This window comes from Ideonella sp. BN130291 (assembly GCF_036231905.1).
Lineage (GTDB): Bacteria > Pseudomonadota > Gammaproteobacteria > Burkholderiales > Burkholderiaceae_C > CAMLIZ01.
Genome location: NZ_JAZARE010000007.1, coordinates 230234 through 246267 on the forward strand (window position 1 = coordinate 230234; position 16034 = coordinate 246267).

Annotated in this window: 10 protein-coding genes; all 10 read right to left on the reverse strand. The window is 68.1% G+C overall.

The genetic code is table 11. The annotated features are described in order from the left end of the window. Positions 1 to 30 precede the first annotated feature (30 nt). Entirely contained in the window at positions 31 to 2832 is a 2802-nt protein-coding gene (locus VPH43_RS16845; RefSeq protein ID WP_328578886.1) for a tyrosinase family protein, read from the reverse strand. 123 nt (positions 2833 to 2955) lie between these two features. Further along, positions 2956 to 3951, reverse strand: a complete 996-nt coding sequence (locus tag VPH43_RS16850; RefSeq protein WP_328578887.1) for a peptide ABC transporter ATP-binding protein — start codon at positions 3949 to 3951, stop codon at positions 2956 to 2958. Then, positions 3948 to 4940 carry an ABC transporter ATP-binding protein gene (locus tag VPH43_RS16855; RefSeq protein WP_328578888.1) on the reverse strand — a complete coding sequence of 331 codons (993 nt, stop codon included), beginning with the start codon at positions 4938 to 4940 and terminating at the stop codon, positions 3948 to 3950. The genes VPH43_RS16850 and VPH43_RS16855 overlap by 4 nt, the downstream gene beginning before the upstream one ends. Before the next feature lie 2 nt (positions 4941 to 4942). Further along, a complete protein-coding gene (locus tag VPH43_RS16860) occupies positions 4943 to 5851 on the reverse strand; it encodes an ABC transporter permease subunit (protein WP_328578889.1) in 909 nt (302 codons plus the stop codon). Positions 5852 to 5863: 12 nt separating this feature from the next. Further along, a complete protein-coding gene (locus tag VPH43_RS16865; RefSeq protein WP_328578890.1) occupies positions 5864 to 6892 on the reverse strand; it encodes an ABC transporter permease subunit in 1029 nt (342 codons plus the stop codon). Positions 6893 to 6900: 8 nt separating this feature from the next. After that, positions 6901 to 8538, reverse strand: coding sequence for an ABC transporter substrate-binding protein (locus VPH43_RS16870; RefSeq protein WP_328578891.1), 1638 nt, complete (start codon positions 8536 to 8538; stop codon positions 6901 to 6903). After that, on the reverse strand, positions 8535 to 10118 hold the full coding sequence (locus VPH43_RS16875; protein WP_328578892.1) for an ABC transporter substrate-binding protein: 1584 nt from the start codon (positions 10116 to 10118) through the stop codon (positions 8535 to 8537). Before VPH43_RS16875 ends, VPH43_RS16870 begins: the two co-directional genes overlap by 4 nt. A 43-nt stretch (positions 10119 to 10161) precedes the next feature. Beyond that, the gene (locus VPH43_RS16880) at positions 10162 to 11733 is read right to left on the reverse strand and encodes an ABC transporter substrate-binding protein (protein ID WP_328578893.1); all 1572 of its coding nucleotides are present in this window, start codon (positions 11731 to 11733) and stop codon (positions 10162 to 10164) included. Positions 11734 to 11799: 66 nt separating this feature from the next. Beyond that, entirely contained in the window at positions 11800 to 13818 is a 2019-nt protein-coding gene (locus VPH43_RS16885; protein ID WP_328578894.1) for a M13 family metallopeptidase, read from the reverse strand. Positions 13819 to 13953: 135 nt separating this feature from the next. Beyond that, positions 13954 to 16017, reverse strand: a complete 2064-nt coding sequence (locus VPH43_RS16890) for a M13 family metallopeptidase (RefSeq protein WP_328578895.1) — start codon at positions 16015 to 16017, stop codon at positions 13954 to 13956. Between the last annotated feature and the right edge of the window lie 17 nt (positions 16018 to 16034).

Consider the following 16034-nt stretch of genomic DNA (forward strand, 5'->3'; position numbering starts at 1 on the left):
CTCGGCAGCTGTCTCGTCCGGACGATCGCGTCAGCCTTTTTTGGCGCCCCGCTTCTTCTTCGGCGCCGGCGGCGCGCAGGCCGGCCCCACCGGCACCAGCGTGGTCAGCAGCCGGGAGAAGGGTTCTCCAACCACCCCTGGCTTCGGGCTCGGCGCCTCGCCGCCCTGCCCGTGTGCGGCACCGTGCTCGTGGCCGCCGCCTGCCACGGCGGTGTCGCCTGGGAAGTATTCACCTTCCATGTACACGCTCAGGTGATACGGCCCCGGCACCGGCGTGGCCGCGATGTGCACATGCGGCGGGCCCTCGCCGTGCACGGCCACTTTCATCTGATCGTCCGCATGTGCCGAGATCTTGGGGTCGCGGCGTTCGGCGTTGGCCAGTGCCAGTGCCGCATCGAACACCGGCACGTTGCGCTCGCGGTCGAGCGTATCGGGGTCGATCTGCTTCGGGTTGAGCACCGGGGCGAGCGCGGCGATGTCGGTGAGCGGCGACACCATGCGGGCGAATGCACGGCCCTGCACGGCGCGACCCTGCAGCACGTCGGCCTGCAGCTGCACCGACACACTCTCGCCCGCGGCCGGCAACGGCTTGTCCAGCACCAGCGCGTGGCGCAGGCGGGTGCGGGCGTAGATGTTCACCACCAGGTCGCAGGCCGGCTCGTCGTTGCGGTTGGTGCCCGGGGGCACGGCGTCCAGTGCATGCCTGGCGGTGGAGGGCAGGCTGCGCTGCGGCGTGCGCGCCTTGGGTGGCACCAGCAGCCGGGCGTACTTTGGCCCGCGCAGGGTGCCGGCGGCCACCGGGGTCATCAGGCTGTCGATGCTGAACATCGCCATCGCGTCGAGATGCCGGGCCCGGTAGCTGGCCATGAGCTGCCAGGTGCCCACCCAGCAGGCGGCGTCCGCGCCATCGCGGTCCAGCACCAGCGACAGGCGGCCGGCACCCCGGCGCGCGGTCACCCGCGGCAGGCGGCAGCAGTGGCCGCAGCCCGCGCCGTGCGCGCCCTCGTGGGCGGCGGATGATGCATCGCTGTAGAGCATGCTGCCGTCCGGCGCGTGCAACTGGAACGACCAGTTCGCGTCGTCGAAGTCCATGCCCTGGGCGGTGATCAGGAAGTGCTCGTCGGCCGAGGTGGCATTGAAGTCGATGTGGGTGTGCTCGCCGGCAAACAGCTCCAGCACCGGGTCGAACACCGCGCTGAAGCCGATGGCCGCGGCGAGCGCGTTGGAATAGAACTTGTCGATGGTGCCGGCGGTCTCGCCGTGGAACACCTGCGTGGTGCTCAGCGCGCGGCCCTTGTCCACCATGCTCTGCAGGGTCGGGTAGTCCACGTCCAGGCCGGTGCCGAAGCCCATCGCGAACACGGCGGTCGGCGCGAAGCTGCCGTTCGGGATGGAGTTCATCGGCGCGCCCGCAGTGAGCAGGCCGTCGGTGAGCATGGCCAGGTAGCGCCGGTCGTCGGCCGGCAGGCCGCCAAAAGGCGCGCTCACCAGCGTGTTCTTCACGTCCAGCAGCGCATCGGCCAGCGGTGTGCCGCCGCCGGGTGTCATGGCGGCCACGGCGGAATCGAAGGTGGCGCGGCTGAAGCCGGAGCCGGTTTTCACCAAGCCATAGCCGGGGCCGGCAAATACCGACTGGAACTCGTTGGCGCCCAGCTGGCGGAAGGTCTTGATGCCCACCACGGTGTAGATCGTGGCGCTGGCCTGCACCGTCTCGCAGTCCTGCAGGAAGGCGGACACGCCGCGCTTGGCCGCTTCCCATTTGGTGACGTCGGGTGCGGCCACCGTCATCGGGTCAGGCGTCAGGCCTAGCATCGAGCCGGTGCGGTCCAGCCCCAGGCCGATGATGGCGATGGTGTCGTAGGTGTAGCCGTAGGCCGCGCGGTGGTCCAGGGTGTCCACGTTGCGTTGCACGCCCAGCGCGCTGAAGTCGGGCATTGGGATGGCGCTGGCGATCGGCGATGTGGTGCCGTAACCCGGGGTGGCGCCCACCCAGGGGTACATGGGGTCGTTGCGGTGGTGCGCCGGTTTGCCGCCGGCGGCCGGGTAGTCGGTGGCGTGGCCGTCGCATTGCCACATGGCCCACAGCCGGTCCACGTTGGCGTGGTGCAGGAAGAAGATCGGGTCGAAAGCCGAGACCAGCGCGTCGCGCATGTGCGACACCATGCCGAACCAGGTGTGCATGCCGTTGTGCATGGCGGTGGCCCCGATCAACCCAGCGCCGCTTTCGAGCGCCAGCTGGAAATCGGCATAGGTGCTCTTGGCAAGCGTCTGGCTCATGTTGCCTGAGGGCGGCAGTGACGCCACCGCCCCGATGGCGCGCTTGAGCGGGCCGGCGCTCATGCCGAATGCGGAGGGCAGGCGCCAGCCGGTCAGGCCCGCGGGCCACCAGGCCGGCGCGGGCGTGGGGTTGGTGCCCGTGCCGGGTGCGTCCGCTGCGAAATAGCCGCTGCGCACTTCGTTGGACACCGTGCCGTTGGGGCCCATGAAGGTGTCGGTCATCAGGGTGGCTGGATCGCTCCAGTCCCAGTAGGGCAGCATCACGCCCGCCACCTTGGACTGCAGGTCCAGCTCCAGGCGATAAAGGAAGTAGCGGTGCCAGCTGAGGAAGCTGTAGGCGCCGCTGCCGCCATGGCCGAAGTTGACGTTCGGCGTGCCGGGCGCGAACGCGTTCTGGATCATGCGGTGCACGGCGACGTATTCGTCCCACTTGCTGTAGCGCTGGTCCGCCGGCGCGGCCGGGTTCACGATGTGCGCCTTCAGCAGCACGCAGGCGCGCACGAAGGCCTCCCGCTCGGCGGCGGTAAGGAACTTGGCGTTCTTTCGGATCCCCATGGCTGTCTCCCGTGGCCATCAGCGATGGCGCAGCTTGGGAGACGATGGGAGGCGGCGCAATCCCCTAGCCTTGCGCATCCGGCAGGCTAGGGGGAGGTGGGAACTTCCGGGCGGCCGCGCGGGTTACTGGGTGACGGCCTTCAGGCCGGCCGCGATGTCCTCGGCGTAGTGGCAGGCCACCTCGGTGCCGTCCACCGGGCGCAGCTCGGGCACGTCGCTCACGCAGCGCTCGGTGGCGTACGGGCAGCGCTTGTGGAAGGTGCAGCCGCTGGGCGGATTCAAGGGCGAGGGCAGCTCGCCCACGATCTTGATCTTGTTGGCCCGGCGTGCCGCGTCGATGCTGGGCGTGGCCGACAGCAGGGCCTTGGTGTACGGATGCATCGGCAGCGAGAACAGGCGCGCCTTGGGCGCGAACTCCACCACCCGGCCGAGGTACATCACCATCACCCGGTCGGCGATGTGCTCCACCACGCTCAGGTTGTGCGAGATGAACACATAGGCGATGCCGGTGCGCTCCTGCAGGTCCATGAACAGGTTGAGGATCTGCGCCTGGATGGACACGTCCAGCGCCGAGGTGGGCTCGTCGGCCACCAGCAGCTTGGGGGCGAGCATCATGGCGCGCGCGATCGCGATGCGCTGGCGCTGGCCGCCGGAGAACATGTGCGGGTACCTCTGCGCATGCTCCGGCCGCAGGCCCACCTGGGCCAGCATGGCGCTCACCTTGTCGCGCCGCTCGGCCGCGCTCATCGGCGTGTTCAGCAGCAGCGGCTCTTCCAGCATCTGCGCGATGCGCTTGCGCGGGTTGAGCGAGGCATAGGGGTTCTGGAACACCATCTGCACCCGCTTGCGCAGCGCCTTGGTCTGCGCCGCGCTGGCGCCGGTGGCGTCCATGCCGTCCAGCTGCAGGGTGCCGGCGGTGGGTTGTTCGATCAGGGTGAGCGCGCGCGCGAGGGTGCTCTTGCCGCAGCCGGATTCACCCACCACCGCCAGCGTCTGGCCCGGGTTCACGGTGAAGCTGACGCCGTTGAGTGCCTTCACGGTGGCGTGCGGCTTGAACATGCCGCGCGACACGTTGTAGTGGCGCGAGAGGTTGCGCGCTTCGAGCAGGGGTGCGGTCATGCGGGGGTCACCTCGTGGGCGGGCACCACGTTCAGCGGATACATGCAACGCGCCTGCCCGCCATCGGGCATGGGGTACAGGTCCGGATGGTCCACATGGCAGTTGGCGCGGGCGTTGGGGCAGCGCGGCGACAGCAGGCAGCCGGTGGGCCGGTCGTACATGCCGGGCACCACGCCGGCCAGCGTGGGCAGGCGCCTGGCGCCGCGGCTGGCTTCGGGGATGGAGGACAGCAGCGCCGCCGTGTAGGGATGGTGCGGCTGCTGGAACAGGGTGGGCACGGTCTGCGTCTCCACCACCTCACCGGCGTACATCACGGCGATGCGCTTCGCATGCTCGGCCAGCAGCGCCAGGTCGTGGGTGATGAGGATCAGCGCCATGTTCTGCTCGCGCTGCAGGCGCACCAGCAGGTCCAGCACCTGGGCCTGGATGGTCACGTCCAGCGCGGTGGTGGGCTCGTCGGCGATCAGCAGCTTGGGTGCGCAGGCCAGCGCCATCGCAATCATCACGCGCTGGCTCATGCCGCCGGACAGCTGGTGCGGATAGGCATTCAGGCGCGACAGCGGATCGGGGATCTCCACCAGCTTCAGCAGCTCCAGCGCACGATCGCGCATCTGCTGCTTGCTGCCCGGCTGGTGCACCTTCAGTGTCTCCATGATCTGGAAGCCGACGGTGTAGCTCGGGTTCAGGCTGGTCATCGGGTCCTGGAAGATCATCGCCATGTCGCGGCCGACGATCTTGCGGCGCTGGTTGGCGGAGAGCTTCAGCAGGTCCTGCCCGTCGAAGCTGAGCACATCGGCGCTCACGCGGCCGGGTGCTTCGATGAGGCCCATCAGCGCCAGCATGCTCACGCTCTTGCCGGAGCCGGATTCGCCCACCACGCCGAGCAGCTCACCGCGGTCCAGCGTGACGTCCACGCCCTTCACCGCAGCGAACGCCCGGCCCACCGGGCCGAACTCGACGGTGAGGTTTCTGATTTCGAGGAGGCTCATGGTCAGGACAACTTCTTCATGCGGGGATCGAGGGCATCGCGCAGGCCGTCGCCCATCAGGTTGATCGCCAGCACCGTGGTGAGGATCGCCACACCAGGGTAGGTGACCACCCAGTTGGCGCGTTCGATGTAGTCGCGCGCCGAAGCGAGCATGGTTCCCCACTCCGGCGTGGGCGGCTGCGCGCCCAGGCCCAGGAAGCCCAGCGCCGCCGCGGTGAGGATGGCGTCGGAGAAGCCCAGCGTGGCGGTCACGATCACCGGCGCCATGCAGTTGGGCAGCACGGTGTCGAACATCAGGCGGAAGGTGCTCGCGCCGGCCAGCCGGGAGGCCACCACGTAGTCCTTGGCCAGCTCCGACATGGCACTGGCGCGCACCAGCCGCACGTAGCCGGGAATGGCCACCAGCGCGATCGCGAACATGGTGTTCAGCAGGCCGGGGCCCAGCACCGCCACCACCGCGATGGCCAGCAGCAGGCTGGGCAGGGCCAGCATCACGTCCATCAGGCGCAGGATGGCAATGCCCACGCGCGGGAAGAAGGCGGCCGTGAGGCCCAGCGCGATGCCGGGCAGCATGGACAGCACCACCGCCACCAGGCCGATCATCAGCGACAGGCGTGCGCCATGCAGCAGGCGCGACAGGATGTCGCGGCCGATGTCGTCGGTGCCGAGCAGGAAGCGGGTGCTGCCTTCCGCTGCCCAGGCGGGCGGGGTGAGCAGGGCGTCGCGGTACTGCTCGATCGGGTTGTGCGGCGCCAGCACGTCAGCACCGAGGGCGCACAGGATGATCAGCGTGAAGTAGATCAGCCCGGCCAGCGCACCCTTGTTGGCGGCAAAGCTGTGCCAGAAGGCCTTGAAGGACGAAGGCGGCGCCGCGGTGTGGCTGACCTCGTCGGTTGCTAAGACTGCACTCATGTCGATCCCCTGTTATTTCGCATGGCGGATGCGCGGGTTGATCAGGCCGTACATCAGGTCGACCAGCAGGTTGACCACGATCACCAGGGTGGCGGTGATCAGGATGCCGCCCTGCACCACGGGGTAGTCGCGCCGGCTGATCGCATCGATCAGCCACTTGCCCACGCCGGGCCAGGAGAAGATGGTTTCGGTGAGCACCGCGCCGCCGAGCAAGGTGCCCACCAGCAGGCCGATCACCGTGATCACCGGCACCAGCGCATTGCGCAGCGAATGCACGAACACGATGCGCGCCGGCGACAGGCCCTTGGCCTTGGCGGTGCGCACATAGTCCTCGCGCAGCACCTCCAGCATGCTGGAGCGCGTCATGCGCGCGATCACCGCCAGCGGCACCGTGCCCAGCACGATCGAGGGCAACACCAGGTGCGACAGCGCCGACCTGAATGCACCCTCTTCGCCCGACAGCCAGGCATCGATCAGCATGAAGCCGGTGCGCGGCGCGATGTCAAACTCCAGCGCCATGCGGCCGGACACCGGCAACGCAAACTCGGGTGCGATGTTCCGCATGGCCACCGAGAAGAACATGATCAGCAGCAGGCCCCACCAGAAGATCGGCATCGAGAAGCCCGCGAGCGAGGCACCCATCACGCCATGGTCCAGCGCCGACCCGCGCTTGATGGCCGCCAGCACACCGGCCAGCAGCCCGGCCACCGCGGCAAAGCCCATCGCGCACACCGACAGCTCCAGCGTGGCGGGGAACAGCTTGGTGAACTCGCTCCACACCGGCTCATGGGTGACGAAGGACTCACCCAGGTTCAGGTGCAGCGCCTTCCACAGGTAGTTGCCGTACTGCTGGTACAGCGGCAGGTCCAGGCCGAGCTTGTGCAGCACTTCCGCATGGAAGGCCGGGTCCAGCCGGCGCTCACCGGCCATCACCTGCACCGGGTCGCCCGGGATCAGGTGGATGAGCGAAAACGCGAGCAGCGTGATGCCGAGGAAGGTGGGAATCACCAGCGCCAGGCGGCGCAACAGAAAACCGAACATGGTGTCCCCTACTTGAGCCGCACGGCCTTGAAGTCGTGGCCGCCGAAGGGTGTGGCCACAAAGCCGGCGATGCGCTTGTCCACCGCCACCAGGCCCTGCTTGTGGGCCAGCGGGATCAGGCCGGTTTCCTCGTGCAGCAGCACCTGTGCCTTGCGGTAGATCTCGGTGCGCTTCTTCAGGTCGGGCGTGGCGCGGGCGGCGGCCAGCAGCTCGTCGAACGCGGCGTTGCACCACTGGGCCTTGTTGCCGCCGCCTTCCACCGCGGCGCAGCTGAGGTTGGGCGTGAGGAAGTTGTCCGGGTCGCCGTTGTCGCTGTACCAGCTGAGCACGGCCAGGTCGTGTTCACCCTTGCCGGTGCGCTTGTAGAGCTCACCGAGCTCCATGTTGCGCACGGCCACCTTCACGCCGATCTTGGCCCAGTCCGATTGCACCAGCTCCACCAGGCGCTTGACGTCGCTCTTGCCCGCAGTGGCAAAGATCTGCAGCTCGCTGCCGTCGTAGCCACTGGCCTTGACCAGGGCCTTGGCCTTCTCCACGTCCTGCTTGTCCTTCAGGTTGGGGTCGTGGCTCCAGATGCCCGGCGGCAGGAAGCTGCCGGCGGCTTCGGCAAACCCGCCGTACACCGACTGCACGATGGCGCCGCGGTCGACGGCCAGCGACAGCGCCTGGCGGAAGCGTTTGTCGGACAGCCACTTGTGCTTGCTGTTGGGTGCGATGTAGGCGGTCATCAGCGGCCGGCTCTTGGCGATCTCGAAGCGCGGGTCGCCGTCCAGGGTGCTGGCCTTGTCGTTGGCCAGCACGCCCACCATGCACTCGCCGGCCTTCAGGCGCTGGATCATCACCGCGTTGTCCAACGTGACCGCGAAGATCAGGTTGTCGATCTTGGGCGCCCCGGCCCAGTACTGCGGATGGGCCGTGTAGCGGATCAGGGCATCCTTCTGGTAGCTCTTCAACACATACGGCCCGGTGCCCACCGGCTGGGTGTTCAGTTGCTCCAGCTTGCCCGCCTTGGCCAGCTGCTCGCCGTATTCGGCCGAGAACACCGAGGCGATGGCGTTCATGGTCAGGTTGGCGGCAAAGGCGGCTTCTGCGCGGGTGAGCTCGATGCGCACGGTCATCGGGTCCGCCTTGCTCACCGACTTGATGAGCTCGGGCATGCTCATGCCGGCCCAGTACGGAAAGCCGTTGCGTGCGGCCGCGTGGGCCGGATGCTGCTTGTCGTTGATGCGCTGGAAAGACCACAGCACATCGTCCGCATTCAGCGTGCGCGTGGGCTTGAACCAGGGCGTGCTGTGGAACTGCACACCCTTGCGCAGGTGCAGGGTGTAGGCCTTGCCGTCGGCGCTCACCTCCCAGCGCTCGGCCAGGCCGGGCACCACCTCGGTGGTGCCGGGTTTCATCTGCAGCAGGGTGTCGTAGATCGTGAGGCCGGCAGCGTCGTTGGTGTTCACCGTCTCGTACTGGGCGATGTCAAAGCCCTCGGGCGAACCTTCGCTGCAGAAGCTGACGCTCCCGGCTGCCTGGGCGGCGCCAGCGGCACACAGCAGCAGGGCGGCCACCCAGTGCCGCCGCGGGGCCGGCTTGGCCGGGCCGCTGGCGGCGCCCCCTTGAGGGGGAGCGCCGAAGGCGTTGCAGGGGTGGTTCATTTCACGCTCACCGAACGGAAGTCGTTGTGGGTGAACGGGTCGGGGATGTAGCCCGACACGCGCTTGTTCACCGCCGTCATGTACACCGGGTACACACCGGGGATCATGCCGACCTCGTCGTACACCAGCTTCTGCGCCTTGGTGTACAGCTCGATGCGCTTCTTGTGGTCGGCGGTCTTGCGGGCGGTGTCGATCAGGTTGTCGAACTCCTTGTTGCACCACTGGCTCTTGTTGCCGCCGCCTTCCACCGCCGAGCAGCTCAAGTTGGGGGTGAAGAAGTTGTCGGGGTCGCCGTTGTCGCCGGCCCAGTTGAGAAAGGTGATGTCGTGGTCGCCCTTGCCGCTGCGCTTGAGCAGCTCGCCCCACTCCATCATCTGCAGCTTCACCTTGATGCCGGCGCGCGCCCAGTCGGCCTGCATCAGCTCGGCCGCGCGCTTGCCGTCGATGCTGCCGCCAATGCGCACGAAGACGGTGAGCTCGCTGCCGTCGTAGCCGGTCGCCTTGACCAGCTGCTTGGCCTTCTCGACGTCCTGACGCTCCTTCAGCGTCTTGTCATGGCTCCACATGCCGGGCGGCAGGAAGGTGGCCGCCGGCGTGGCGTTGCCGCCGTAGATGGCCTGCGCGAAGGTCTTCTTGTCCCAGGCATACCACAGCGCCTCGCGGAAGCGCTTGTCCGACACCCACTTGTGCTTGCCGTTGGGTGCGATGTAGAAGGTGAGCAGCGCGTTGTTGCGCACGATCTTCACGTTGGCGTCGTTGTCGAAGGCGCCGGCCTGCTCCGGCTTCATGTTGGTGCCGACCAGGCATTCCTGCGCCTTCAGGCGCTGGATGCGCACATTGGGGTCGTTGGTGATCGCGAAGATCAGCTTGTCCACCTTCGGCGCGCCCTGCCAATGCTCCTTGTTGGCGGTGTAGCGGATGGTGGCGTCCTTCTGGTAGCTCTGGAAGATGAAGGGGCCGCTGCCCACCGGCTGCGTGTTCAGCTCGCCCAGCTTGCCGGCCTTGAGCAGCTGCTCGCCGTACTCGGCCGAGAAGATGGAGCCGATGGCTTCCATCGCCATGTCGGCGATGAAGGGCGCCTCCGGCCGGGTGAGGGTGAAGCGCACGGTGTACGCATCCACCTTTTCCACCGACTTGATGAGCGAGGACATGCCCATGCCCTCCCAGTACACGTAGCCGTTCTTGGCCACGCCGTGGGCTGGGTGCTTCTTGTCGTTCACCCGGTTGATGGACCACACCACGTCGTCGGCATTGAGCTCGCGCGTCGGCTTGAACCAGGGCGTGGTGTGGAACTTCACGCCCTTGCGCAGGTGGAAGGTGTACACCAGGCCGTCGGGGCTCACCTCCCACTTCTCGGCCAGGCCGGGCACCACTTCGGTGGTGCCGGGCTTGAAACCCAGCAGCTGGTCGTAGATGGTGCGGCCGGCCGCGTCGTTGGTCACGGCCGATTCGTACTGCGCGATGTCGAAGCCGTCGGGTGAGTTCTCGGTGCAGACGGTCAGGGTGCCGGCGGCATGCGCCGTGGTCATGCAGGCGGCGAGCAGGGCGGCGCTGGCCAGCAAGGTGCGACGGTGGGTCATGGAAGGTCTCTCGAGAAGGGAATGGAAAAGGGAATGGGGTTCGTCACTGCACCGACACGTTGCGGAAATCGAGATCGGTCAACGGGCTGGTGATGAAACCGCGCACCTTCTGGTGCACGGCGGTGAAGTAATGGGGATACACCAGCGGAATCAGCGGCACCTCGTCCCAAAGCACACGCTGTGCCTTGCCGTAGATCGCGCTGCGCTGGCTTCGTTCCTGCGTGGCGGCGCCGGTGGCTGTCAGGGCGTCGAAGGCCTTGTCGCACCACTGGCTCTTGTTGCCGCCGGAGGCCACGGAGGCGCAGGCGAGGTTGGGCGCGAAGAAGTCGTTGGGGTCGCCCGAGCCGGCCCAGCCGAGGAAGGTGATGTCGTGCTCGCCCTGGCCGGTGCGCTTGAGCAGCTCACCCCACTCCATCATCTGGATGCGGGTCTTCACGCCCACACGGGCCCAGTCGGCCTGCATCACCTCGGCCGCGCGCCGCCCGTCGATGCTGCCGCCGATGCGGGTGAAGATGACGAGCTCGGTGCCGTCGTAGCCGGCGGCCCTGACCAGCGCCTTGGCCTGCTCCACGTCACGCCGGTCGGCCAGCGTGGTGTCGTGGCCCCATTGGGCGGGGGGCAGGAAGCTGGTCGCCGCATCGGCGCGGCCGCCGTACACCGACTTGATGTAGTTGGCCTTGTCCAGCGCCAGCCACAGCGCCTGGCGGAAGCGCTTGTCGTTGAGGAACTTCTTCTTCGTGTTCAGCGGCGCGTAGCCGGTGAGCAAGGTGCTGCCGCCCACCATGCGCACGGGGGTGCCCTCGAAGGCGCTGAAGGCCTCGGCCTTCATGTTGGCGCCTACCAGGCATTCGCCGGCCTTCAGGCGCTGCACCCGCACCTGGGCGTCCGGCGTGATCGCGATGATGAGGTTGTCGATCGGCTGCCGGCCGTCCCAGTAGCTGGGGTGGGCGGAGAAGCGGATCACCGCGTCCTTCTGGTAGCTCTTGAAGACAAACGGCCCGGTGCCCACGGGCAGCACGTTGATCTGCTCCGGCTTGCCGGCCTTGAGCAGCTGCTCGCCATATTCGGCCGAGTACACCGAGCCGGTGAAGGGCGTGGCCAGGTAGGTCATCAGCGGCGCGGACGGATGGCGCAGCGTCAGCCGCACGGTCATCGCATCCACCTTGTCGATGGCCTTCACCACCTCGGCCAGGCCGGTGCCGTGCCACATGCCGAAGCCGGTCTTGGCGACGCGCAGCCAGGGGCTCTTGGGGTCGGCCTGGCGCTGCAGCGAGAACAGCACGTCGTCGGCGTTCATCTCGCGCGTGGGCGTGAACCAGGGCGTGCTGTGGAACTTGACGCCGCGCGGCAGGTGCAAGGTGACCTGCAGGCCGTCGGCGCTGACCTCCCAGCGTTCGGCCAGGCCGGGCACCAGCTCGGTGGTGCCGCGCTTGAAGTGCACCAGCTGGTCGTGCACCGTCTTGCCCACCGCGTCGTGCGTCACCGCCGACTCGGACTGCGCGATGTCGAAGCCGTCGGGCGCGGCTTCGGTGCACACGGTGAGCGTGCCGGCGCCATGGGCGCCGGCCGTCAGCAGGGACGCGGCGATGCTCGCGAGCAGGCGGCGGCTGCTCACTGGGAAACCTCCGTGCTGCGCACTGCGGTGCGAGCGTCTTCGGGCGGCCGGGCGGCGCTCATGCCATCACCAGATGTGGATGCGCTGTTCGGCCGGCTTCCACATCCCGTCCTTCGGCTGGGTGCCGAAGCTCTGGTGGAAGGCGTCGATGTTCACCACCGGGCCGTTGGTGCGGGTCTGCGGCGGCGCATGCGGGTCGCTGGTGATCAGCTGCACCAGGCGCTCCTCGCGGATCTTGTCGCGCCACGACTGCGCATAGCCCATGAAGAAGCGCTGGTCGCCGGTGAGGCCGTCGATCACCGGAGCCGGCTTGCCACCCAGGCTCAGGTGGTAGGCCTTGAGCGCGATCTCCAGCCCCGACAGGTCGGCGATGTTTTCGCCTAAGGTGAGCTTGCCGTTCACATGGTGGCCCGGCACCGGCTCGTAGGCATCGAACTGCTTGGCCAGGCGCGCGCCAAGTGCGTCGAAGGCCTTGCGGTCGGCTTCGGTCCACCAGTTGTCCAGCACGCCGTCGCCGTTGTACTGGCTGCCCGAATCGTCGAAGCCGTGGCTGATCTCGTGGCCGATGGTGGCCCCGATGGCGCCGAAGTTAAAGGCATCGTCGGCGGCCATGTCGAAGTACGGCGGCTCCAGGATGGCGGCCGGGAACACGATCTCGTTGAAGCTCGGGTTGTAGTAGGCGTTCACCGTCTGCGGTGTCATGCCCCACTCGCGCCGGTCCACCGGCTTGCCGGCACGCGCGGCGCGGCGCTCGAACTCGAAGCGGCCTGCGCGCACGCCGTTGCCGAAGGCGTCGCCCGGCTTGACCTCGAGCTTCGTGTAGTCGCGCCACACATCGGGATAGCCGATCTTCACGCTGTATTTCGCCAGCTTGTCCTTGGCGCGCAGCTTGGTCTGCGGGCTCATCCAGGCGAGGCCGTCGATGGACTGCGCATAGGCCTCGAACAGCTTGCCCACCAGCTGCTGCATGCGCGCCTTGTAGGCCGGTGGGAAATGGCGCTGCACGTAGATCTGGCCCACGCCTTCGCCGAGCGCTTGCCCCAACGCGGTGGTGGCCTGCTGCCAGCGCGGCAGCGGCTGCTGCAGGCCCTTGAGCGCCTGGTCGCGGAAGGCGAAGCGCGCATCGCGGAACGGCTTGGGCAGCACCTCGGCCGCGTCGTCGAGCAGGCGGGCGCGCAGGTAGAGCTTGAGCTCCGGCAGCGGCGTGTCGGCCACCAGCTTGGCGAAGGCGATGGCATAACTGGGCTGGGACACCGACAGGCGGTCCAGCGGCGGCAGGCCGGCGCCGGTGAAGTACGCGGCCCAGTCGAAGCCCGGCGCCTTGGCGGCAAGCTCGGCCGGCGTCATCGGGTTGTAGCGCTTGACCGGGTTGCGGTTGTCCACCCGCGGCCACTGCGCTTCGGCCAGGCGCTGCTCGATCGCGTAGACGCTCTTGGCGTGCTCGGCGGCGGCCTTGTCGCCGATCTGCGCGAACAGTGTTTCCAAGTACACCTTGTAAGCCGCGCGCGCCTTGGCAAAACGCTCGTCGTCCTTCAGGTAGTAGTCGCGGTCCGGCAGGCCCAGCCCATCCTGCCAGGTGAGCGCGCGGTAGATGCCGGGCTCCTTGGGATCGGGGTACACCGCCAGCTCGATGGCCGTGCTGCTCACACCCTGCAGCCGGCCCATCAGGCGCGCCAGCTCGGCGGGCGTGGCAGCGGCGTCGATCTCGGCCAGCCACGGCTTGACCGGCGCGAGGCCGGCCTTGTCGATCGCGGCCTCGTCGATGAAGGCCGCGTAGTAGTCGCCGATCTTCTGCTCGATGCTGCCGGGTGCGTGTTTCGCCTTGGCCAGGTCTTCCACGATCTGGCGCACGCGCGCGTCGGAGCGATCGCGCATCTCGCGCGTGATGCCCCAGTCGGCCTTGTCGGCCGGGATCTCGGTTTTCTTCAGCCAGGTGCCGTTGGCCGCCTGGAACAAGTCGTCCTGCGGACGCACGGACGGATCGAGCGCCGCCTTGTCGATGCCGGACACAGGCGGCGCCGCAAAGGCCACCGACACCAAGGCCAGCGCAGCGACGCCGGCGAGCAGGGAGCGTTGCAGTGTCATATCAGTCCCGAAAAGAAGCACAAATCAAGCGAACCACCACCCCTTCCAGCGGCCACCGGGGATCCGGCTCCGCCGGTCCGCCAGTGGCGCGACCTTGAGGGGCAGCGCTACAGGCGCTCCGGGGGTGGGCCTCTTTCACCAGATCCGGATGCGTTCGGCGCCGGGTTTCCACATGCCATCACCCGGCTTGGTGCGGAAGCTCTGGTGGAAGCCGTCGTGGTTGACGGCCGCCCCGTTGGCACGGAATTCGGACGGCGAATGGGTGTCGATGCTCAGCAGCTGCAGCGCCCGCTCCTCCCGCGCCTTTTCGCGCCAGGCCTGCGACCAGCCCAGGAAGAAGCGCTGGTCGCCGGTCAGGCCGTCCAGCACCGGCGCCTTCTTGCCCTTCAAGGACAGGTGGTAGGCCTTGTAGGCGATCTGCAGGCCGGACAGGTCGGCGATGTTCTCGCCGAGCGTGAGCTTGCCGTTGAGCTTGTGGCCGGGCAGGGCCTCGTAGCCGGCGTACTGCTTGACCAGCCTCTCACCCAGTGCGTCGAAGGCCTTGCGGTCGGCCTCGGTCCACCAGTTGTTGAGCTTGCCGTCGCCGTCGTACTGGCTGCCGGTGTCGTCGAAGCCGTGGCTGATCTCGTGGCCGATCACCGCGCCGATGGCGCCGTAGTTCACCGCGTCGTCCGCCGTCATGTCGAAGAACGGCGCCTCCAGGATGGCGGCCGGGAACACGATCTCATTGAAGTTGGGGTTGTAGTAGGCGTTCACCGTCTGCGGTGTCATGCCCCACTCACGCCGGTCCACCGGCTTGCCGGCGCGCACGGCCAGGCGTTCGTGCTCGAAGCGGCCGGCGCGCGCCGCGTTGCCGAAGGCGTCGCCGTCTTTCACCTGCAGCGCGGCGTAGTCGCGCCACACCTCGGGGTAGCCGATCTTGGTGATGTACTTGGCGAGCTTCTCCTTGGCGCGCGCCTTGGTGGGCGGGCTCATCCAGCTGAGCTTGTCGATCGACTGGCGATAGGCCGCCATCAGGTGGCCCACCAGCTGCTCCATGCGGGCCTTGTAGGCCGGCGGGAAGTGGCGCGCCACGTAGATCTGGCCCACGCCTTCGCCCAGCGCCGCATTGAGCGAGCGGGTGGCCTTCTGCCAGCGCGGCTCGTCCTGCGTGAGGCCGCGGATCGCCTTGCCGCGGAAGTCGAAGGCCACCTCGCGGAAGGCCTTGGGGAGGGTGTCGGCGTTGGAGTCGAGCAGGCGCACCTTGAGGTAGGTCTGCCAGGTGGCGATCGGCGTGTCGTCCACCGCCTTGGCCAGCGCGGTGGCGTAACTCGGCTGCGAGAGGATCAGCTTGTCCAGCTCGGGCAGGGCCGCGGCCTTGAAGAAGGCGTCCCAGTCCAGGCCGGGGGCGGCCTTCTGCAGCTCGGCCACCGTCATCGCGTTGTACAGCTTCTGCGGATCGCGGTTGTCCACGCGCGACCACTGCGCTTCGGCCAGGCGCTTCTCCAGCGCGTACACGTCCTTGGCCGACTGGGCAGCATTGGCGTCGCCGCCCAGGCGCAGCAGCGTTTCCAGATAGGTCATGTAGGCCGTGCGGGCCTTGGCAAAACGCTCGTCGTCCTTCAGGTAGTAGTCGCGGTCGGGCAGGCCCAGGCCGCCCTGCCAGGTCTGCATGCGGTTGGTGGACGGGTCCTTGTCGTCGGCACCCACGTACAACACCATCGGCGTGCTGGCCACACCCTGGAGTCGGCCGAACTGCACCGCCAGGTCGGCCTTGTTCTTCACCGCATCCACCTGCGCGAACCAGGGTTTCACCGGCTCCAGGCCGGCCTTGTCGATGGCCGCCTCGTCGATGAAGCTGCGGTAGTAGTCGCCGATCTGGCGCTCCACGCCGCTGCCGGCCTTGGCCGCGGCCAGCTCCTCCACGATCTTGCGCACCCGCTCGTCGGCCCGGTCGCGCAGCTGGATGAAGATGCCGTAGTCGGCCTTGTCGCCGGGGATGGGCGTGTCCTTCAGCCACTGGCCGTTGGCGGCCTTGAACAGGTCGTCCTGCGGGCGCACGGCGGTGTCGAAGCCGCTGCGGTCCAGGCCGGTCTTCAGGCTGCCGCCCACGCCGGGGTGGGCCACCTGCGTGGCCTGGCCCTGCGGCGGTGCGGCGAAGGCGATGCCCTGGAGGGCGAGCGCCGCAAGGGCGGCCGAAGCGATGTGCGTGAGTGTCATGGTGCAGGTCTTGTGGA

What these genes read in the sequence shown, in the direction of transcription:
- VPH43_RS16870 (WP_328578891.1), bottom strand. Translation starts at nt 8,538, where the DNA reads ATGAACCACCCCTGCAACGCCTTCGGCGCTCCCCCTCAAGGGGGCGCC.
- VPH43_RS16875 (WP_328578892.1), bottom strand. Translation starts at nt 10,118, where the DNA reads ATGACCCACCGTCGCACCTTGCTGGCCAGCGCCGCCCTGCTCGCCGCC.
- VPH43_RS16855 (WP_328578888.1), bottom strand. Translation starts at nt 4,940, where the DNA reads ATGAGCCTCCTCGAAATCAGAAACCTCACCGTCGAGTTCGGCCCGGTG.
- VPH43_RS16845 (WP_328578886.1), bottom strand. Translation starts at nt 2,832, where the DNA reads ATGGGGATCCGAAAGAACGCCAAGTTCCTTACCGCCGCCGAGCGGGAG.
- VPH43_RS16885 (WP_328578894.1), bottom strand. Translation starts at nt 13,818, where the DNA reads ATGACACTGCAACGCTCCCTGCTCGCCGGCGTCGCTGCGCTGGCCTTG.
- VPH43_RS16850 (WP_328578887.1), bottom strand. Translation starts at nt 3,951, where the DNA reads ATGACCGCACCCCTGCTCGAAGCGCGCAACCTCTCGCGCCACTACAAC.
- VPH43_RS16865 (WP_328578890.1), bottom strand. Translation starts at nt 6,892, where the DNA reads ATGTTCGGTTTTCTGTTGCGCCGCCTGGCGCTGGTGATTCCCACCTTC.
- VPH43_RS16860 (WP_328578889.1), bottom strand. Translation starts at nt 5,851, where the DNA reads ATGAGTGCAGTCTTAGCAACCGACGAGGTCAGCCACACCGCGGCGCCG.
- VPH43_RS16890 (WP_328578895.1), bottom strand. Translation starts at nt 16,017, where the DNA reads ATGACACTCACGCACATCGCTTCGGCCGCCCTTGCGGCGCTCGCCCTC.